The organism is Fibrobacter sp. (assembly GCA_024399065.1).
Taxonomy (GTDB): Bacteria; Fibrobacterota; Fibrobacteria; order Fibrobacterales; family Fibrobacteraceae; genus Fibrobacter.
In genome coordinates this window covers 148,789-170,582 of record JAKSIB010000002.1, presented here as the reverse complement: position 1 = coordinate 170,582, position 21,794 = coordinate 148,789, and the positions used below count along the sequence as shown (strand labels likewise).

The following is a 21,794-nucleotide window of genomic DNA, read 5'->3' as shown; positions in this document are numbered from 1 at the left end:
TGACGTTTTTTACCGAATTTCCTGTTCAAATGTGTAGCTTAATGGCGGGGAAAGTACCTTTCTTTACATTTTAATGTACAAATAGGTTTGTTCACCTTGAAGAGTGGTGTTAAAAAACTAAATTTGGCTCAAAATTTGGAACGGCTCATCGTTCTAAAACTAGAGAGAGGATATATAAAGTGCAAGACGCATTAGTTACAAAAGCGGCCGACAACGTTCGAATTCTTTCCGCTGCCATGGTGCAGAAGGCAAAGTCCGGTCATCCGGGTGGAGCCATGGGTGCAGCTGACGCTACCACCCTCCTTTTCGCAGAATTCCTCCGTTTTGACCCTGAAAACCCCAACTGGGAAGCCCGTGACCGTTTCTTCATGGACCCGGGCCATATGTCTGCACTTCTTTATTCCGAACTTGCCCTCCAGGGTAAGCTCTCCATGGAAGACTTGAAGAACTTCCGCCAGTTGGGTTCCCGTACCCCTGGTCATCCGGAAGTTGAAGTTGCCCTCGGCATCGAAAACTCCAGTGGCCCCCTCGGTATCGGTCATGGTCTTGCCCTCGGTAACGCTATCGCAGAACGCTTCATGGTGGAACGTTTCGGCGACATCCTGAACCACAAGGTGGTTTGCCTGGTTTCCGATGGCGGTCTCGAAGAAGAAATCGCTTACGGCGTGGGCCGCGTCGCTGGTCACCTCAAGCTCTCCAACTTGATTTTCTTCTATGACGCCAACCAGGTCCAGCTTTCCTGCCGCTGCGAAGACGTGATGAGCCACGACTTCGTGAAGCAGTACGAAGCATGGGGTTTCCGCGTCATTGACTCCGATGGTTCCGACATTGCCTCTCTCCGCAAGGCTTTCAAGGCTGCTTGGGCAGAAACTGAAAAACCGGTCATCGTGATCGGTCACACCACCATGGCTAAGGGCGCCATTGCCGAAGACGGCAAGTCCTTCGAAGGTGCTGTCTCTACCCACGGCCAGCCGCTGAATGCCGCTGGTGCTTCTACCGACGCAACCGTGAAGAACCTCGGTGGCGATCCGGCAGAACCGTTCCAGATTTTCCCGGACGTTGCTGAAGCATTCGAAGCTCGCAAGGCCGAACTTCGCAAGGAAGTCGAAGCCTGGAAGAAGGAAAAGGCTGCTTGGGACGCTGCAAATCCTGAAAAGGCAGCAACCCTCAAGGAATGGCTCTCTGGCAAGGCTCCGAAGATTGACCTCACCGGTCTCGAACTCAAGGAAGGCGTTGCAACCCGCGTTACCTCTGGTACCATCCTCGGTCACCTGGCTGAAAACGTGAAGAACTGCATCTGCTCTTCTGCTGATCTTTCTAACTCCGATAATACCCAGGCCTTCCTCAACAAGACCGGTATCTTCCGCGCAAACGACTTCAAGGGCGGCTTCGTCCAGGTCGGTGTTGCCGAACTTACCATGGGTGCTATCTGCTGCGGTATCGCCCTCCACGGCGGTCTCTATCCGATTTGCGCAACCTTCTTCGTGTTCAGCGACTTCATGAAGCCGGTTCTCCGTATGGCTGCTCTCATGGGCCTGCCGGTGAAGTTCATGTACACTCATGACAGCTTCCGCGTTGGCGAAGATGGTCCTACTCATCAGCCTATCGAACACGAAACTCAGATTCGTTTGCTGGAAGGCCTCAAGAAGGCTAACGGTAAGTCCGAAATGCTGGTCCTTCGTCCGGCAGACGCATTCGAAACTGTTGCCGCTTGGGAAATGGCTTTCGAAAACAACGATAGCCCCACCACTATCATTCTTACCCGCCAGAACGTGAAGACTCTCCCGGGTGATCGCAAGGTTGACGCTGCCAAGTGCCGTAAGGGTGCTTACGTTGTTAGTGACAACTGCGGTGCAGCCCGTCCGGACCTCACCTTCGTTTCCAACGGTTCCGACGTTCTCTTGACTCACGACGCTGCAGATGTTCTCCGCGCCGAAGGTCTCAAGGTTCGCGTGGTCTCCATGATCAGCCCGGCTCTCTTCATGAGCCAGAGCAAGGAATACCGCGATTCCATCATTACCCCGTGGACTCCGGTGTTCGCCAAGTCCAGCGGTCTCCCGCTCCTGTTCGCTCAGGTCGTGGGTGGCTTCGGTAAGGTTTCCGGTCTGGAACGCTTCGGTGCTTCCGCTCCAGCTGGCGTCCTGGAAAAGGAATTCGGTTACACTCCGGAAGCAGTTGTGGCTGCCGCTAAGGAATACCTGGCTGAATACAAGGCTAACGTCGAGGAATTCAAGAAGAATAACTAAAAGTGATTAGTAAACAGTGGTTAGGAATCTTTGATTCCGTAAACAGGAAATGCGAGAGATGAACGTTTTCTAAAGTTTCTAACCACCAACCACTAACCACCAACCACTAATCATGATCTGTCCGTTTTGCAAGAAAGATAACGACAAGGTAGTCGATAGCCGCGCTATCGGCTCCTACATCCGTCGTCGCCGTGAATGCGTCGAATGCGGTCGTCGTTTCTCTACCCGCGAATACGTGGAACTTCAGCCTCTTACCGTGATCAAGCGTAGTGGTGAACATGAAGCCTTCCAGCGCGAAAAGCTGCTGAAGGGTATCATGAACTCCTGCAAGAAACGCCCCATTTCCACTATGGAAATGGAACAGGTGGCAATCAACGTTGAAAATGCATTGACTGTTACAGAAAACTTTGAAGTGTCCTACGAACAGATTGGTAATCTGGTGATGCAGGAACTGAAGAAGTTGGACCCGGTGGCCTATGTTCGTTTCGCTTCCATCTACCGCGAATTTAAGGAAGTGGGCGAATTCGTTGACCAAATCAAGACTCTGGACAAGTAATTTTTCAACGCAAGTTGCCTCGCGAAAACATGCGTCGCAGTATTTGAAAAGGAGCCTGAAAGGCTCCTTTTTTATGACATGATTTCCATTAACGAGGGGTTCAAATGACCGTCGCTATTGGTGCGGCGAAGGCGAAGCCTTGCCTGGTCTCTTAGCTGACGGATGCGCTCGCGGGAAAGTCCGAGGAATAGGCTTTCCTCACGGATGCTTCTGGTGCAGTCGCGGTCCACGCCATTCAAATCCTTCACAATCTGCCGTTCCCTTGCAGGCAATTTGTTGAGCAGCTTGTTCGCAAATTTTCGGATAAAGTATTTCTCTGTAGACTCTTCTGGATTGTCTGCGTTCTTATCGGCAATAATGTCTTCCAACTTTATACCGCTTTCGTTGTCAAAGGTGGCGCTTAGGGAGATCGTTTTGCCGCTAATGGCTTCCAATGTCTTGATTTCGGCGGGGAGCTGCTGGCCGCCGCTTTTCGCCCTTGCCTTATGCAGCAGAGTCTGCTGATTGAGGGGGAGCCGCACCATGCTTCCTTTCTCGCTGATGGCGCGAGTGATGGACGCCTTGATCCACCACACCGCATAGGTGATAAAGCGTACGCCTCGGGACGGGTCGTAATAGTCCATGGCCTTCCAAAGCCCGATGGCTCCTTCGTTAATCAGTTCTTCCTGGGTCAGGCTCTCGTTATGGTAACTAGACGCCACTTGGATTACGAACTTCATGTTGGCTTTCAAAAGTTTTGTCTTTGCAGTTTTGTTGCCTTTCTTCGCTAGATTGAAAAGCAAATCTTCTTCGTCCTTGGACAAGGGGTGTTCCGACTTGAATTTTTCCTTGATCCATTTCACGGTATTGTACTGGGTCTTTGTCGTCTCTGCCATGTTGGTTCTCCTCTTGAAATTAAAGGCTTTGATGATTCTCTTCTCTCTTTAAATACGGACAATGTTGAAGCTTCGCCACTTTTTTTTTAGCTTTTGTCCATGCCCCAGAAATTGACCGAATTAAAGGATCTTCTGCAGACTGCCAACGAAAAGCGCAGTCCTCTTTTTGACGTTACCGACGCCTATCGCGTGGTGAATGGAGCTGCAGATGGTTTTCCTGGAATGACCTTGGACCGTTTTGGAAACAGGTTCCAGATTCAGTTTTTCGGTCCCGAGATGCTGTCCCAGAAAAACGTGATTGCAGAAGCTGTGGGCGAGGCTTTTAGTCCTATTTGCCTTGTGACTAAGGAACGCCTTTCCCGTTCGGGAAAGTCCCTGGAAAACCCGCCTATGGATGTGCTGATTGGCACTGCTGCGGATTCCTTGGGTACAGTGCGCGAAGGCAAGGCCACATTGAATGTGGACCTTTTGGACACGGTGAATCCGGGCCTGTTCTTGGATATGCGTCACGTGCGTCTTGATGTGGGCGCAATGTGTGAAGGTCGTCGTTTTCTGAACCTCTTCAGTTACACTTGCACATTCTCTGTGCATGCCCGACTGGGTGGAGCCACTATTGCGACCAATGCCGACATCAGTGGAAAGATTTTGGACAAGGGCCGTGAAAACTATGCGTTGAACGGTCTTGATTTACGACCGGGAGAATTCTTCCGCGGTAATGCGGTGGAGTATGTTCACTGGGCCCAGAAGAAGGGCTTGAAGTTTGACGGAATCGTTCTGGATCCGCCTAGCTTCGCTCGCTTCAAGGGTGCGAATTTCAATGTGCGCGAACACCTGATGCCTTTGGTGGCGGACTGTGCCACGCTCTTGAATCCTAAGGGATTCTTCATGGTTAGTTCCAACTACAGCGAGTTCAATTTGAATGCCTTCGCTCGTAGTGTACGCGATGCCGTAGGAACAGTTCATGCTAATGCACAGACCGTCTGGAAACGTTCTCAGGATATTGATTTTGTGGGGAGTGGCAGTACCAAGGATTCTTGCCTTGTAGCTACCCTTGTGGAAGTTTAAGGCCGACGCAATTCGCGCTAGTCTTCGCCGCCTTCCATTTCAATCTTAAGTTCTTTAAGCTTACGCCAAAGTGTAGCGCGGCTGATGCCGAGCTTCTTGCAGACTTCGGTGCGGTTGCCGTTGCAGACACTGAGTGCGTTCAGAATGTGGCGACGTTCCATTTCTTCCAAAGTGAGAATTTCACCGCTTTGAACAGAGGCTGCCGCCTGTGCAGGAACACTTTCTCCGCAACCGATTTGGCGGGGCTGATCTTCTACGACAGCACTTTCGGTGATGGCCTCTGAGCCCTTGATGTGGGGGATGGCCATGGTCTTTTCCTTGGCGCATTCCTGGACGTTTTCAGGAAGGTCTTCCAAGCGGATGATGCCGTTCTCGGAAAGAACGATGGCGTGTTCCAAAATATTTTCCAGTTCACGGATGTTGCCCGGGTACTGGTACTTGGTCAGTGCGTAAAGTGCAGCCTGTTCCAGGTCAATGATTTCCTTGCCCTGAGATTCCTTGTTCTTCAAGATGAAATACTTGATCAGGTTGGGGAGCGCCGGCTTGCGGTCGCGAAGAGGCGGCAACTGCAAGTGGAACGTATTCAAACGATAGTACAGGTCTTCACGGAAGTTGCCGTTACGCATCTGGTCCTGAAGGTTCCTGTTGGTTGCTGCGATGATGCGGACGTCAAGGTAGCGGGCTTCAGTTTCGCCCACGCGACGGATTTCGTGACTCTGCAAGAAACGCAGAAGCTTGACCTGTGTTGCGGGGGAGAGTTCGCCCACTTCGTCAAGGAACAAGGTGCCACCGTTGGCGGATTCGAACAAACCCTTCTTGTCGGTGGTGGAACCAGTGTAGGCGCCCTTTCTGCTACCGAACAATTCGCTTTCCACCAGGTTCTCGGGAATAGCACCGCAGTTCACAGCTACGAAGGGCTCCGTAGCGCGCTTGCTGTAACGATGGATTACGTTAGCCAGAAATTCCTTACCGGAACCAGATTCACCGGTTATCAAGACGGTGCTGTTTGTGGGCGCAATCTTGTATACGGTCTTGAGGATCTTGCGCATTTCTGCAGTGTTGCCCAAAAGGCTGTCCAGCACCTGGGATTCCATGAGCTGGCTGTTGGACTTGTTCTGCAGTTGTGCCTGGATCTTCTGGGCAGTTGCTTCCAGAAGCGACAACGTAATGGGCTTCTTGAGGAAACTGTTTGCGCCTCGTGTAATGGCGCTTGCGGCGCCCTGCCAGTTGCGGTCGTCGCACAAAATGAAGATTTCAATCCCTGGGTGACGCTCCTTCAGGTAGCTCACCATATCCATGTTGTCCATCATCAAGAAGGGAACTTCGATAAACGCCAAGTCTATCGAATCCTTCTTAACCATAGGCATCAAAACGCTCTCGTCGGAACACGTCAAAAGATTTGTGTTCGGCACAGACCAAGAACGCTGGATGTCGTTTACGAATTTCTGGTCGGAATCCGCAATTAGGATGTTCATTTTCTAGAAGAGAATCCTATTAGGAATGGCTCTTGATGATTTCTTCAACCTTGGCGCGCAGAGCCTGGAGGTCCACGGGCTTGTTGAAGGTTGCTGCAACGTCGAAGTGCTGTGCAGTGACCAGGTAGTCTTCTGCAGCAGTACGTCCGCCACCGCTAACAGCGATAGTGCGGTCGCTCATGTTCAAACGGCGCAGGTCCAAAATGACTTCGTAGCCATCCACGTCCGGCATGATGATGTCAGTGATGATTACATCATACTTGTTGTTCTGATAGAGAGATTTGGCGTCACGGCCATTGCTTGCGGTCTCTACAGTGTAGCCCTTGATTTCAAGAGCGGATTTCAACATCAGATTGAACTGTTCATCATCGTCAATTACCAAGATGGTAGACATTAGCTCTCCTTGATTTCAGTTTCTAAAGGCCAATATAGATTAAATGTAGTTCCTTTGCCGAGGGTTGTTTGCACAGTAAAGTACGCGTTTCCCTCTTTTAGCAGTCGAAGGGCGGAAGAAAGACCTAAACCAAGGCCTTCGCCAGGTGCTTTTGTGGTAAAGAACGGTGCGAAAATGCGTTCCAAGGTGCTGGAGTCCATGCCGGAACCAGTATCCGAGATGATAATCTTTGCGTACTTGCCTGCAGGAATGGGCGGCGCAAAGGGGGTAACCAACTGTTCTGCCAGTTCGTCGCGAATCAGCTGGAAGGTGAGCGTACCACCGGTTTCCTTCATGGCGAAAATAGCGTTGTTTGCCATGTTGCTGATGATTCGGTCCAACGAAGCAACGATGCCGCGGATCTTGATGCTGTGATCCATGTTCTCGCTGTTGAGGGTGATGTTCGGCGGCAAAGTCAATGTCAGCTTCTTCACCACGTCTTCGATGATCATGTAGGGCGAAATGACGATTGCAGGGGTTGCTGACTTTGCATTTCCGCGGATTGCATTCAGCAATTCTTCCAAGGAGGTCTTGCCACGTTCTGCGGCCTTCAAAGCTTCGCTGATAAACATGTAGGCCTGATGTTCCTTGGGAAGCATTTCCTGGGCCAGCTGGCAGAAACCAATCTGGGATCCGAGAATGTTGTTGTAGTCGTGGGCGAAGGCGCCGCACATGGTACCCAGTTCTTCGAGACGACTATGGATGAACTTTTGTTCGCGGAGCATGTTTCGTTCCTGTTCCAGGCGACGCTGCTTCGTCATGTCCACCTTGATGCAAAGCGTCTTGAATGGGGCTTGTCCCTGAAGGATAGGGATGTACATGTTGTCGAAGGTCTGTACCAGTTCTCCGTTTTTGGTCAGTCGGTTTGCCTCGTCCTGGGTAACTTCTACACCATCCTTGTTTACGTAGGAGGTATAAACCCCTGCTTCACCATTTTCACGTGCGTTACGTTCGTAAGGAGAAATATTGTCAAAGGAATCATTGACTCCTTCCAGAGAACCCTGATTGTCCAAGTCAAGCTGGTTCTGCTTCTGGTAAACGCCCTGTTCGTTTTTGTACCAGACTCTAAAAGGCAATGCGTTAATCAAGGTGTTCAGGACGTTTTCCTTTTCGGCCTTGATTCTAGCTTCTCTATTTAATCTGTCCTGATAACGCACCAAGTCGTGGGTGTATTCCACGTACTGTTCGTTCAAGGTCTTCAAGTCTTTTTGAAGAAGCAGAGTCTTGGATTGGTCAATGAAGTAGGCGACATTCATCAAGGTTGTCATGGTCTGACGGACCTTGAAGAAATGAATCTTGAAGGAGTGACGTTCTCCCTTGATGTCCATTTGAATGTCGTTATAGACAAACTCATTGAAAAAGTTCAGATTCGGGGGGAACACGCTTCGAATGGATTTCCCCTGGAGGCTTTCGGCCGAAGTGTCAAGAAGCTTTACGGCACCGTAGTTTGCGTATTCAATTTTTCCATCATCGTTGAAGTAGATGATGCCATCGTCCATCTTGCTGATGATCTTCCTAAGGAACCAGAGAGAACTTTTATTCTTGAAGGAAATGGACGTGTAGTACTGGCCGCAAAGGAAGGTGAGGAACAGTGTCAGGAACTGATGCCAGACCATGAAATGGAACGGTCCGGACCATGTCTGCAGATTGACTGTGAAGGGGATGATAATGTCGAAGGCGCATGCGATGGTTGCGAAGAAGGCGTAAGTGCCTGCCATGTAGGCACCCGTATTTGCCAATGCCTGGTCCATGGCCTGTATGGATCCGTGAAGAAGCTGGTAAATGGATCCGATGAATACCGGCAGCATGAATAGCAAGTAGATTCCGCAATAGCAGGCAAAAATCGGATTGGTCTTGAGTATCTTGAATTCAAGGAAATCCAGGTTCGAAAGAATGGTAGGGTCGAGTATAAATAGAACGGTGATAGCGATAATAAGAACGGTTGCGAAAATGTTGGATACATATCGCAACGTCGTTATTTTGCTGAACATGATCATTTCGCCGATTTCATAAGAAACCATGCCCAATCGAACCCATGCCAAAGCTTGGAACCCGACAAGGACTTGACGAAGATTATATGCCGTGGAGCCTGATTCAATTTCTCCGCTAAAGAAGATGATGCCGATGATGCTGCACAAGTTCCAGATAATGTTGATGATGACGAGTTTCTTCAACGAATTTGGAACCGTTTGCACGGTCATCTTACTTCCCATCAAGACGGGAAAATAAAATGACAATGCTAACGCTGTAAATGACAGAATCAGCAGGTAGGGAGAATCTGAATACAGGCTTTCGGCCATGTTACTTTACTCGCTTGATACCGAAGGTTTCTGTCTTGTCATAGGAGTTCTTGCCGGAGAACTTCTTGACGATTTCAGGATCCTTATCCTTGTTCGGGACAAAGGTTGTACTCAGCTGAGCCTTGTAAATGTAAGCGCCGGTACCTGCAGATTGTCCATCTTCAGATTGGAGGCCTGTGCCAGGCATGCTAGCCCATTCTGCGAAGAAGATGACCTTGCCTGCAGAGGACAGATACTGGCTTGAACTTACATTGAACTTTCCTACCAGACGATTTACGTAGCTGCCGATATTCGTGTAGATAGGCATGTTGTAACGGACTCTCAGAGAATCCCAAGCGGGAGCTTCGATACCGGAGGCCCCACGAGGAACTGTGAGCTCGATTTTCCAAACGGCACCCTGCAAGGATGTGGAATCGATGGCCTGGGCCATGGGTACCACGTTTTCGTTCTGGATGAGTTCGAGGTTCTTTGTCTTCGGGTTCAGAATGAAAAGTCTGATGTTCTTGTTGCTCGGAACTGCGGAGACGACATTCTTGTCGGAAGTGGTAACCTTGTCTACGAGATTGACCTTGAACTGAATCTTCGGTTTACCGCTGTTGGAAATCGGAACCCACGGAGCGTTGGTTGCAGGCATGTTGCCCTGCATATCAATAAATGTACCTAGATTCTTCGGGAGCAAACGAACGAAGTCTCCGTCGTTGGGGGCGAGATCGCTGGAACTGTTGTAACCAATGGTCATCTGCTTGTTTCCAACCATGGTCGTTGTTGCAACATCCTTGGTTGTGATAGATGTGACCTTGTCACCCTGCTTTTGATCATAGAGCGGAAGAGCCTTGTCCGTCTGGGCCACAGCTTCGCTAAGCGAAAGGTTCAGGAGGACTAAGTCAACGCTCTTTGTCGTCTTGACTGTTGCGGAGGCGATTACGGGACCAACCCTGTCTTCTCCAAGTACGGAGTTTTCTTCGTAAGTTGCGCCGGAGCCGAGGTGCTGAGTTACAAGACCTGCATTTTCAACGGCTAAGCCCTTGGAAGAACCGCTGTAGGTTCCGCTGGTAATTCCGTAGCTGAACGGCGTTGCAAGATTGATGGAAACTTCGGTTGCTGTAGAACCGACGTTAAGTTTGTTTCCTGCAACCCACAAAGTTTCAGGTTCTGTCGTGCCGAAGATGATGGAAATGCTATCCGGCATGTGTCTGCTGTCCATTTCTCTTTCGAAGGTGATGTCCACGTGTTCTGCGAGACCATCGTTGTCTTCATCGGAAATGGAGGCGAAGGACATGGGAATAGGAATCAACTTCAACTGGATGGGAAGAATGGGCTGGCCGCAAAGGGCGGAGACTCCGTTTCCGTTCTTGTCCTTGATGGCGCTGTTGCTCATCAACTGGGCATACATGCCTTCGGTTACAACCGCATTGCCGCTTGCATCGGATTCAATTTCGAATTCCCAGATATTCAAGGAGTCGTTGTAAATCTTGGAGAACTTTACTGTCGGTGCGGCAACCTTTGAGGATTTGTCCGTGTCGAACAGTTGCAGGGGCCAGTCTTCGCCAGGAGCGGAGATTGTCTCGCTGAATTCAATATAAACCTTGTCGCTCTTTGCGTCGGGAAGTCTTTCCAATACGGAAACGGACAAAACAGACGGGGAAATTCCATCCTGGTAGAAGTCCTCAGGGCTCTTGATTGCAGAACCGACCTTGGAATTCAACCAAATTTTTCCGGAGGGAGCGGTGTTGATCTTTTTAGGAACATCGATGCCAACCACCAGTTCCTTGCCGCTAAGGCTAATGACCTTTGTTGTTTCGTAGGACACGCCCATGTAATCGAAGGTGACGGATTGGAACGACTGGTTCGGCAGATATTCATTGGTCAAGGAAATATTGATTGCGTCAGGAATGTTGTCGCAGTCCAGATCAACCATCTTGGCCACATCAATAATCGGCCAGTCCGGAAGTTTTTCAACAACGAGCTTGGCGGTACCAGACTGGTAGTTGTATTGAGAAGAAGTGGTCTTTGCAACCATGGTTGCTTCAAGTTCTGCTTCGGAGCTGATATAGAAGGTGGCGACACCCTTAACGAGGGTAATGCTGGTAACAGGAATTGTTGCTGTTGCAGAATTCCAGAAGATGACATTTCCCTTGTCTGTAATGATGTTTAGTGTCAGGTCAACGGTGTCAATGAGTGCCAAGGTGCTGTCCAAAAGCTGGACGGTGATTTCGGCTCTCTTGCCTGTGTAGGCAGAGTATTCCTTCTTGTCAAATACCAGGTAGCGGGATTCCAGCGGAGTGGTGATTGTGTCGATTTCCACGTTGGTGCGGTAGATTGCGCAGGCGCAATCGTACTTGTTTTCGGTATTCTTGTTTGCACCGTGGTTATGCCAGCTTACCCATTCTGTGTAGTTGTTGCCGTAGGCGAGGGTAGTGTCCTTGGAGAATACGAAGGAGTCCGTACGGTTGCCCTTGTCGTAGCTAAACTTCTGGGACACACCGTTCATTTCCAGATCGTCAAGGAAGCCGCTAGGTGAGACACTGCTGAAGCCTTCGTAGAGAGTCTTGTACTCAAGCTTTTCAACAGAGTATTCCGGGCTCTTGAAGGGAGAAGTGAACTGCAAGTCGACGGTGCGGTGTACCTGCGGTCCGTTTTCCGGAGTGTAGTCCGGAGTGTAACCGTAGATGTGACGATCGTGGTAGAATACTGCGATGTAGGGGTCTCTTACGAAAGCAACTTCTCGGACGCCATTGACCGTTTCGACGTATTTCGATTCAGATCCAGTGTAGTAGGGACCCTTTGTAAGATCGACGCCTTTGAATTGTTCCGGATCGTCTGCTGCGGTATGGGGGCGGAGTGACCAGGAGTCTACCAAGTCGCCAAAGGTTGCGGTCTTTACATTGGGATCGTAGTTCTTGAATATGACTTCGAACTGGATTCTACCGGAAACTTCCAGGAGACCCTTCACAAAGATTGGCAGGTAGTATGCACCGAGGCCATCGCTTTGTGCAGTGCCGAATGTAATCTGGACGTTGCCATTTACAATGCCGTTACCACCATAGGGCTGAGCGATATTGCAAATGGCGGAAAGATTATTGCTGCTAAGGTACAGACGGACTTCGAAATCTTCGAAGGGAATCGTGTCGTTATTGGAAATGTTGAAGTAGAACTTTTTGCAGTCCTTCCAGTCGGTACAAGCGTCCTGGTAGGAACTGGGCTTGATGGTGATATCAAGATCTGCGTAGGATGAATAGGCGTCTGTGGTGAAACTGTAGCCCTTTCCACCATTGTTGTCGGTCTTTGTGCCGGAAGAAACATTGAAGTAGTAAGTTGTACCCGGCTTCAAGTCGGTGAGTTCTGCTTCGTGGAAGAGCACTGCGCCGCCGTTTGCAGTCTGTGTTTCTGTCAAATTGCTGAGAGAGGTGCCGTAGTTCACAACACCGTTCATACGGTCGCTGCTCCACCAGTAAATCTTTGCACTGCGATGATCCACCTGGCAGATGGTAACTCCGCTGATTTCCGTGTCGGTGGTGGTCATGGTGAACTTGTACCATTGACCATGGTTATCATCGGTGGTCATGTTACGCTTGGTGTCCATGCCTTCCAGGAAGAAGTAGTAGGTTTCGCCAGGAACGAGACCTTCGATGGTGACAGAGCCGCCCTTGCTTGCTTTCTTCTGTTCAACAGACTTTGCTGTAGACGCATCGGGACTTGTACCGTAGAATACGGTCACCAGGGCCACTTCGTTTGCATCCCAGCTGATGATTGCGGAAGTCTTGGTAATGGGTGTGCCGGCAATGTTGCTGAACAACGGACCATCTACATCCAGCGGCAGGGACTGAGCGAGACTCTGTGCGGGGAACAGGAACTGTGCAGTAAAGTCGATACAGGTTTCGGTACAGGTCCATTCCATACCGTCTTCACTCAAGGTCTTGTTAGGGTCGCGTCCACCCATCAAGGCACCGAGAGGAGCTCTATATTCGTAAGGCATACCGCCTGCGTTGTATCCGTCGGGGTTTGCTGAACGATTGTGGGGATGGTTGAGGTTCTTGTCGCCTGCGCCAATGAGGAGGGAAACATCCCAGGGGTTTGCGCCCAAGATGAAGTACATGTTATCCAAGGCGACACGGAGGTAACGTTCGTCACCGGTCAATTCATACATCAAGAAGATTGCGTTTGCGGTGCCCATGTTGTAGCGCATGACACCCCAGTCGAAACTTGTCCAAACCAGGTTGTAGGGCGTAATGACATGCAACTTGCTGGAACCTTCGTGGGGTTCGCCCTGTGTTGCCGGATTTTCAAGAACTAGGGAGTCACCGTCGTTAGTGCTGTTGTCTAGAACCTTGCGGAACGTTGCAATGGTACGCATAGAAAGGGTGTCTCTTTCTGCAGGGGAGAGACCGTATTCTGTTGCGGTTGCTTCATTGCTCAAGATCAACTTCTGGAAGGCGAAGAGAACATAGGAATGGATGTTCTGGTAGTCTGTTGCCCAACCACCCTGAGTGAAACCACTGGGGTTGCCAAGGAAACCTGCCCTAAAGTAATCCAGGTTGAAATGGTAGTTGGATTCGTTATCAAAAATGTTCTTGTTCTTATAGAGGTCGTACCGGTAGGTCGTATCCTTGGTAGCATACCAAAGAGCCAATGCAGCTGCGGCACCGTCATCATAGAGCGGACCGCCGCCGGTGTAGAATCCGGGGAAGGCTGTCGTCTTGCCAGGATTACCTCCGAAAATGTAATTCTCGAAGCTGGGCATAAGAACGTTCTTGTAAATGTCCTTGGCAGCTGCAATCAAAGAGTCAGAGTATTCTGCGTCGTAAACGCGGTAACCCACGGCTACGTTTGCCATGGCTGCAATGAACATACCTGCAGTATTGGAACCGATGTCAGTGAGAACAACGCGGTCGGGACCACCCTTTGCAGGGGTTTGGCCATCTTGACGTTCCGGCAAGTCCCAGTATTCATGGTCGGCCTGGGATACACCCACGGAATGATACATGTCGCCCTTTTCAATGAGACCGTCTGCCTTGGAGGCATTGTAAAGTTTCAGCAGGTAGTCGGTACCAATCTTTGCTTCGTACAAAATATCGGGGATACCATCGGTAAACACGGTGTCTGCATAGGAATTACCGTAACGGTCTTCTGCCTTATCCTGGTAGGTGAGGTACACCATGGAAAGAACGTAGGCTGTATAGCCCAGGGTTTCAGATACTTTGAAGTGGTCACCGCAGTCATGCCAACCACCGGTAAGATCGTGACCTACAGCGGAACCGTCCTTCAAGTGGCAAGCACCGTGGAAATGAGACTTGGTATTTCCGCAACGCTGGATTCCGAAGAACTTCAGGGAGTTTTCAAGAATGGAATTGAAAATGGAAGGATGGATATGGAAGGTGGCGGAAGTGTCCTTGCCCACAACCACGAAATATTCACCAGGAGTAGAAGGGGAGAGACCTGTGAAGTCTGCGCGGTAAAGCCTTTCTGTTGCAGAGGTCTCGTCACTTCGTACGCCGAACTCGTACAACTTGTTGTCGTCGCCCTGCATGAATTGTCCATTGACGTACATGTTGGGTTTCTTGATGGCTGCCGGACGGTGACCAGTAACTTTGCCATCAGCATCTTTAATCGGCTCGTTGTAGGAGATTTCCGTCAGAGTTCCGCTCCAGGCTTCGGCACCGCTGTTGGCGTCGATGACGTAGAACTTCTTTTCTGTAGCATCGGCCACGTAGGCGTACTTGTAGTCCTGGGGTCTGAAACCACTCTGGTTCAAACGAATCGGACGACGATTGTAAACGTTGATGGAGTCCAGATAACGGCGTTCATGGGTCTTGTCGGTTCTGTCCAAATTGGGCAGGCCCATGTCAGCGAACGCTTCTCCAGCGAAAAGCGACGTAAGCAAAACGAATAAACCAAGCATTTTTTTCATCATCATTCCTCTATTTTTCCCAATTCTAAATACGTAAAAGAATGTGAGCCCATAAGGTCACATTCTTTCGTTGCGAATGTCAGGTCAAGAAATCATCTTATTTCTTGCTTCTCCTAAATCCGAATGTCTTCGTAAGGGTTTCGTTGGCGTTGAAACTCTTCTGGTTGTCCCCTTCATCAGGGACGGTTGCAACGTACTTGCCCTTAGCCTTTGCGTTAAACTTGGCGATGTACGGACCTGTAGCAATCTTTCGTCCTTCAGCACTCAGCGGATAGTCCTTAGGTGCGCACCATTCAAGATAGAAGGTGATAGAACTGTTTGCTGCAGAGATGTAATCCGTAAAGTCGGCCGGGTTGAACTTGTAGGTGGTGCTGTTTACGAAGGAGCCGATGTTGCTGTAGAAGTCAACAGCAATGGCGACTTCGTAGGCACGCTTAGCTTCTCCGAGCTGCGTTGTTGCAAGAACTTCGGGCATGGTGACTTCGATCTTGAAGACCGGACCAGCATGCTCGTAGTTGGGGATGGGTGCGCTAGCAACATTCTGGAGCTTATTTGATCCAGAAGCCACAACGATGGTTGCACCTTCCTTGTTCTTGACGGAAAGTCTAAAGTGCTCGTTGGGGAGCAAAGGCAGACCGCCGTAAATGTTTTCCTTGTTCACGGCAGTAATCGGTTCAAGCACGTCAACCTTGAACTTGGCCTTAGTGATTCGGCCAACGATAGGTACCCAGGGGGTGCCTGCGCCAGCAATTAAACCAACCTTATCCTTCAGGTAGGAACGTTCTGCGACAGGAACCAGTCGGATAGAGTCTGTGAGCCAGAATGCACCCGAGGCGTCGTGAGAATAGGTCAAGGTGTAGCCTCTGGTAGAAGACTTATAGATGGAGTGAGCGGCGTTGGTTCGCGGACTATAGTAGGTTCCTGCACTGCCATCGCGTAAACGTTCAAAGTAATCAGTATTATGGGCGACAGTATCCAGGGGCTCGGACACGATCACTTCAAGAATGTCTGTCTGCTTGCCCTTGATTTCGGCAGATTTCCAGGTTGCGCTTACGACAACCGGCGGGCACTTGTCGCTGACCGGATAGCGGGTGTCGAAGAAGCCGCCTTCCGGACCCAGGCGCGGAGTGATTCTGCCGTAGCCATCGTATGCACCAGTTGTTGCTCCCTGTGTGAAGGAGTTTGTGGTGGGAATATTGATGGTCACAATACTGAAGGTGTCCCTTACGATTGACGTTACAGAATCAATCATGATTTCGTAGGGTTCGCCAATACTGTCTTGGATGCTCCAGGAGTTGTCTACGGGCACAATCTGGTGAGTAGAAGTGTCTGCCTTGGTAATGAAGCTTCTGGTTTCGGAGTTGAAACCCCATTCGACAACGAAGCTGTCGAGAACATCCTTGGGACGGAGCTTCTTTTCGAATCGGATATAGATTTCGTCAGGATAGCCGTCGCCTTCCAGGTCGCGCATTTCTGCAAGATTTACAGGAACGGGCTTCGGAGTTTCCGCAATGAACACCTGCTTACAGTTGTTCTTGGGTACCAACTGGTTGAAGCCGAAGTCTGCAATCTGTACAGTAGAACTGATGGCGGCTTCGCCTCCAACAGGAAGGATTTCGCCCTTGCTGTTGCCTGCAATGGTGAACATGTAGCTCTTGCCGTCGTTATCAGTGGACGGAGTTTCAATAACCTGGATGGAGGTCTGAGGAACTGCGGCTCCGTCGAGACCGGTTACGCTGAGAGGCCATGCCTTGATCTGCTGTACCGGTTCGGTGAAGGAAATCATTACTATATCGTAGGAGTCTTCCTTTCTATCCGGATTTTCAAGGATGGTAACGCTCTGGAGACGGGGCGGGATACCATCGGAAATATTGAATTCGGTATAGCTTACTTCGCCTTCTGCAGTCATGAACAGAGTTGCCTTGCCTGTGGGACTTGCATTTTCCGGAATACCGAGACTTGCCGGCAGGTCGATTACGACCACATCCTTGTCCTTGGCGGAAGCCTGGTCCACAGCAAGGGTGACAGAATCTCTCATACCTTCGATGAAGATACGGATGCTGTCAAAGCTGCAAATTGCTGCGTTAAGAGCATTAGAGAATTGGATGGACAACTTGTCTGCTGTGTTATCGCAGTCGGAATCCTGGGCGAGAATCTTTTCCGGCAGCGGTGTTGTAGCCTCTGCGAAGAAGGACTGCCTGGATTCGTCTTCCGGATCGTCCGGATCCAAGTAGATGACCTGGATGGTGTCGCCGGCAAAGAAGGAAATCTGCTTGTCCTTGTCTCTGGAATTCTTGGAGACGTTCAATGCGGTAATCAAGTTAGCGCTCTTGAAGGAACCTGGGTTGGCAGCGTCTTCAACCATCTTTACCATCAAGGAATCCTGCTTCTTTCTGTTAAGTACCTTGACGTTCAGGGTGCCCTTGTAGTTGGCCTTGTCCTTGTCGGTAAGGTAGATGTAGAAACTTGTTCCCTTGGGATCTGCAGGGGAGTCAACGCTGTTTCCTGCTTCACCCTTGATGGTCAAGGCAGATGCGGTTGCGTTTCCGCGGGTGAACTGTACGTAGTATGTTCTGTTCACGAAGGCGCAGCCGCCGTTTTCTGCACATTCCGGATTGTTGGGGTCGGCGCCTGCAAACAGGGTGATGTCAATCTTGTTACTACCGATACCCATCTTCACAGGAATATCCAAGGTCCAGAGGCCAAGGGAGTCCTGGTCGTTTTCTTCGCCCTTGGAGTTGTAGTGGGCGACCATTCCGTAGGTGGGAGATACGAGATAACGTTCGCCTTCGATTTCACGAAGTTCGGCGTCGAGCAACTGACCGTTAGTCCAAACCTTGGTGATGTAGCCACCTTCGGAAACGTAGGCGTGTCCGGTAACGTGAACGACACTGCTGGTCTGGTCGATCTGTACGTAGGAACCGTCGGAGACATTGAACGGAGCGTCGTAGGTCACTTCCATTTCGTAGTGAGCCTTCTTGGTGCTCATTTCCTGAGAAGAAGGACTGTAGCCCCAAATGAATTCGTTCTTACGATAGACGGTGATGTAGGGGTTGATAGGAATGTCTACGTCAAAGTCGCCGTATTCCTTTTCTTCGGCAGGCATGCCGTCGTAGTCTGCACCATCCACCTGGAACTTATGGGGACGCCAAGACCAGTCTCCGGAGGTTGCGCTCATACGCTTCCTGGGACGCTGTCTCAAGGTTTCGCAGGTCTGGTATCCGTCGTTGGAAATACCGTAGGAGAATGCGAAGTCCAGACGGATTCTGGAAGAAGACTTCATTTCTGTTCCACCGAGAGGTACGGGGAAGTAATAGTCGTATTCGCCAGTTGCTGCGTTGTAGGTGTCGTCAAGACGAACGGGACGTGCGTTACGCATAAGGGCGCGAGTTTCGGTCTGAACGTCGTTGCCGTACTTGTCCAGAAGCGGGTGGTTAAAGCCTGCTTCATCGTAAGCCTGAGGAATATCAATATCAATGAGCAAAGCACACTTTTCCACGTCTTCCGGGACTGCGGTGAAGTACATGCGGAGTTCGAGGCTATCAAATGCTCTAGATTCGTTATTGTAGATGTTGATGTTCAGGAAGTCCAGACCACTGAATTCATACTGGTAAGTTCTTACAGAGAAGTCGTACCAGCCAACAGGGGTGGTGAATTTCAGAATCTTGCCGTTGTCGTCCACATTTTGCTGGACACCGTTACTTTCAACCATGTAGTAGTAAGTGGTCTGTTCCTTAAGACCGCCAATCTTCACATAATGGAACTTGGTGGGAATGCCGGAAATGTCTGCATTGCCGTTGCCGGAATTGAATGCGAATTCGCTAGCCTTTGCGTGGGGGACGGTATCCCAGTAAATCTTGGATTCGTATTCGCCATTGGGGGTGTACCACATCACTTCTGCAGTATCGCCAAACATGTTACATACGGTGATATTTGCAATTTGTGCGCTTTCAACTGCGTTCAAAGTGGTGAAGGAGAACGGAGTCTGGGTGCTGTCTACCATGTACTTGGTTGTGATGCTGTCGGCTGCATAGGCGTTGGTGCCGGTGGCGTAGAAGTAGTAGGTTGTACCCTTTTCCAAACCACGGAGAATGATTTCGTGCTGCATGCCGGCGATGTTGCTATCGGGGGCGGCGGCGGTGGTCATGGACTTTTCGTCGGTACCGTAGCTAAGCTGGGCAAAACCGCGCTTGGACAACTTCACCATGACGATTGCGGAGTCCATGCTGACGTGGCGAATTTCCACGCTGACCTTGGGACGTTCTTTTCTGTCAATTTTCTGGGCAGCGAGCATACCGGTACTTACAAGGGATGCTGCAGCGTCGATACAGGTTTCGGAAATTTCGTAGTCTTCCCAGCTCATCTTTTCGGCGATGATCATGTTCTTTGTACCATTGATCATGGTAGACATGCCGAACTTGCCGAGGCCGTTCATTCGTCCATTGACCATTTTGCCGGGAACAACACTACCATAGAGGGCGCCCACAGGAGGATTGTACTTGTAGTTGGCGCCTGGCATGTTTTTACCTTCGGGGTTGGCTGCACGATGGTGGGGGTGGGCATCGTTTTTATCACCGATACCCAAGATGAAAGATATGTCCCAGGGGTTGACACCCAACAGGTAGTTGAGCTGGTTGATGCCCAACTGGTACATTTCGTCGGCCTTCCAGTCCGGGCTTCCCATATTGGGTAGGACAAGTCCCTTGGTCTTGATGTCGTTTGCGACGTCTGCGTAGGCGAGGACTTCGAAAATGTTACCTGCTTGGTAGCGGTTGTAAATCCATTCCTGGTCCGTCTTCATGGCGTACCACATGGGATCGTACTTGATGCCGCCATATTTGTCCTTCCAGTTGCCGCTCTTGGGCAGTTCAATTGCTCCGGTGAAGGTTTCGTTGCTGCTTTCACCGAGGTTACTGATCATGCTGGAGATACAGTCTTCGACTGCGTTGAGCCATTCGGTTTCGTCAAGGCCGTATTCCGTGATAGCCTTGTTCTTATCCTGAAGAATCAACTTATAAAGAGCGTAGGTTGCAAAAGCGTATGCGTTTGCCCAGCTGGTGTTCTTACCGTTCTTGAAGAAGCCCTTGTCGTTGGTGACGAACCAGCCGCCTCTGAAGAATCCAGGAGCCTGGTCGGCGGGAGTGTCGTGGAACTGCTGGCCTGGATACATATTTTTATTACGGAGAGCATCATCCGCGTATTCTTTTTTGCCTGTAGCGTAAAGAAGGGCTACAGAAGCAAGTGCCATGTCGTCTACGAATTCATTGTTTCCGTTGTAAGCGGGAGTGTTCCAACCTGCAGCCTTCTTATTGTGAACGAAAGGCTTGCCACCATCATAGCTGGACTTGCCTTGAGCCAGGTTCTTTGCAAAGTCGTACATCTTTTCGGCGACCATCAAGCAGGAGTCTGCAAAGGCCGGATCGAATACTTGGTAGTCCTTAGAGAGGATTGCAAGGCCGGCTACGGTTTCGCCGCCGATATTGGAACCAATTTCACCAAGACGGACGGTTCTGGAAAGAGGACCACCACGACGCAGTGCCGGGTCGCCCTTGGACGGGTCCAGAGGGAGCTTGTCCTGGCTTTCAGGACGGCCCCACCAACCGTGGTCAGAGCCGAAGTCGCCTACGGAAAGAGCCATGTCATCAATGACGCCCTTTGCACGACGATAGGAACGCAGTACGAAGTCACCACCGTGCTTTGCTTCGCGGAGCATGTCGGGAATACCATCGGTATTCAAGGCTTCGTTATGGTTGTATGCGTAAACGTCTTCATCGGCGTCGGGGTTGGTGGCGGCCATTACTGCTGCTACCATGAATGCGTACATCTGGGTCTGGGATTCCTTCAGATGGTCACCGCAGTCGTAGTAACCACCGGCAAGAGAACCTGCCAGGGATTCGTCAAATCCGTATTTTCCAGAATCGGAGGGTGCGCCACCATCCAAGGTGTGGCTTGCCGGGTGGAACCAGGATTCGCTATCGCCACTGCGGTTGATACCGAAGAATTTAATGGATGCATTGCGCACCATGGAGTAAACTCTGTCGCTAATAATAAAGGTGCTGGAAATGTCGTTGCCCACCTTGATACGGTAGCGTGTTTCGGGAGTCAATCCTGCAGACGGAATATTACCGACAAGAACGGAACCTTCCTGACCGTTGAATTCAACGCGGTAGCGCTGCTTGTCGTTTGTTGCTGCGTTTGTACCGCCAACGATTACCCAGGAAGATTCGGTTTCACCCTTGGAGCTGGAGAATGTTCCAGTAACCTTGGGAGAAAGGGAGTTTCCGTTAACGTCGACAACTTCGAAGGTTGTCGCCTTGCCCACATAGTAGAACTGCTTTTCCGGATCCCTTTCCAGGTAGCCTGCCTGGTTGATACGGATGGGCGAAATATGGGTATTGATATTGTCCCAGTAGGCCTGATTCAATGTATCAGGAATATATTCGTTGGGAGCGAAAGCAGCAGGCTTTCTGTTCTTGGGCACCATGTTGTGCTTGACGGTGACGTTTGTATCGAAATTGTCGAAGGCAGTTGTGTCCCAGGTCAAGGGCCAGACGGGCCTAATCAGGTCGTAAGGAGTAGACTGATTCTTATCAACTGCAGCCATCAAAGAGGTGGTTGCGGCCAAGGCAGCGACAACAAGTTTTTTCAGCGGCATAAACGCCTCCTTTCAATTACATCCAAAAACAGCGGACACAAAATGCCCGACCCAACATACCAAACACGATACTTTTAAAATAGATTTAAAATTGTGAAATGGCTCACAAATAGGCGAGAAAGTGTTCCTTTACTGCTCCCAAAAGTGTGGACTTTTAATCGTAAAAGATAAAATTTTAAAACGTAAATGTTACGAAAAGTTTACCCTGCAAAAAGGTGTGATTTGAGATACAAAATCCCGCATTTCGAGCAAAAAACGGATTGTCCCCAAAAAGAAAAAAA

The 21,794-nt window shown here is 50.2% G+C and carries 9 protein-coding genes; 3 read left to right on the top strand and 6 right to left on the bottom strand.

The features are described from left to right. The first annotated feature begins 179 nt into the window (after nt 1-179). Together MJZ25_01890 and nrdR are read left to right on the top strand one after the other, a co-directional pair. Complete coding sequence (locus tag MJZ25_01890) at nt 180-2,246, top strand: transketolase (protein ID MCQ2122914.1); 2,067 nt, start codon at nt 180-182, stop codon at nt 2,244-2,246. A 112-nt stretch (nt 2,247-2,358) separates the two neighbouring features. Next, a complete protein-coding gene (nrdR, locus tag MJZ25_01885) occupies nt 2,359-2,802 on the top strand; it encodes a transcriptional regulator NrdR (GenBank protein MCQ2122913.1) in 444 nt (147 codons plus the stop codon). A 71-nt stretch (nt 2,803-2,873) separates the two neighbouring features. Here the strand turns inward: nrdR and MJZ25_01880 are convergent, their stop codons facing one another. After that, a complete protein-coding gene (locus tag MJZ25_01880; GenBank protein ID MCQ2122912.1) occupies nt 2,874-3,677 on the bottom strand; it encodes a sigma-70 family RNA polymerase sigma factor in 804 nt (267 codons plus the stop codon). Nucleotides 3,678-3,776: 99 nt separating this feature from the next. Here MJZ25_01880 and MJZ25_01875 point away from each other — a divergent pair, with 99 nt between their 5' ends. Continuing rightward, nucleotides 3,777-4,742: a class I SAM-dependent methyltransferase gene (locus MJZ25_01875; GenBank protein ID MCQ2122911.1), complete on the top strand. Its 966-nt coding sequence runs from the start codon at nt 3,777-3,779 to the stop codon at nt 4,740-4,742. 17 nt (nt 4,743-4,759) lie between these two features. Here MJZ25_01875 and MJZ25_01870 read toward each other — a convergent pair whose 3' ends face one another. The 5 genes from MJZ25_01870 to MJZ25_01850 form a co-directional block, all read right to left on the bottom strand. After that, nucleotides 4,760-6,217 carry a sigma-54-dependent Fis family transcriptional regulator gene (locus MJZ25_01870; GenBank protein ID MCQ2122910.1) on the bottom strand — a complete coding sequence of 486 codons (1,458 nt, stop codon included), beginning with the start codon at nt 6,215-6,217 and terminating at the stop codon, nt 4,760-4,762. Between the two features lie 19 nt (nt 6,218-6,236). Next, nucleotides 6,237-6,611 carry a response regulator gene (locus tag MJZ25_01865; protein ID MCQ2122909.1) on the bottom strand — a complete coding sequence of 125 codons (375 nt, stop codon included), beginning with the start codon at nt 6,609-6,611 and terminating at the stop codon, nt 6,237-6,239. Continuing rightward, the gene (locus MJZ25_01860) at nt 6,611-8,863 is read right to left on the bottom strand and encodes an ATP-binding protein (protein MCQ2122908.1); all 2,253 of its coding nucleotides are present in this window, start codon (nt 8,861-8,863) and stop codon (nt 6,611-6,613) included. Before MJZ25_01860 ends, MJZ25_01865 begins: the two co-directional genes overlap by 1 nt. Nucleotides 8,864-8,951: 88 nt before the next feature. Further along, a complete protein-coding gene (locus tag MJZ25_01855) occupies nt 8,952-14,849 on the bottom strand; it encodes a glycoside hydrolase family 9 protein (GenBank protein MCQ2122907.1) in 5,898 nt (1,965 codons plus the stop codon). Between the two features lie 106 nt (nt 14,850-14,955). After that, nucleotides 14,956-21,513, bottom strand: a complete 6,558-nt coding sequence (locus MJZ25_01850) for a glycoside hydrolase family 9 protein (protein MCQ2122906.1) — start codon at nt 21,511-21,513, stop codon at nt 14,956-14,958. Nucleotides 21,514-21,794: the final 281 nt, after the last annotated feature.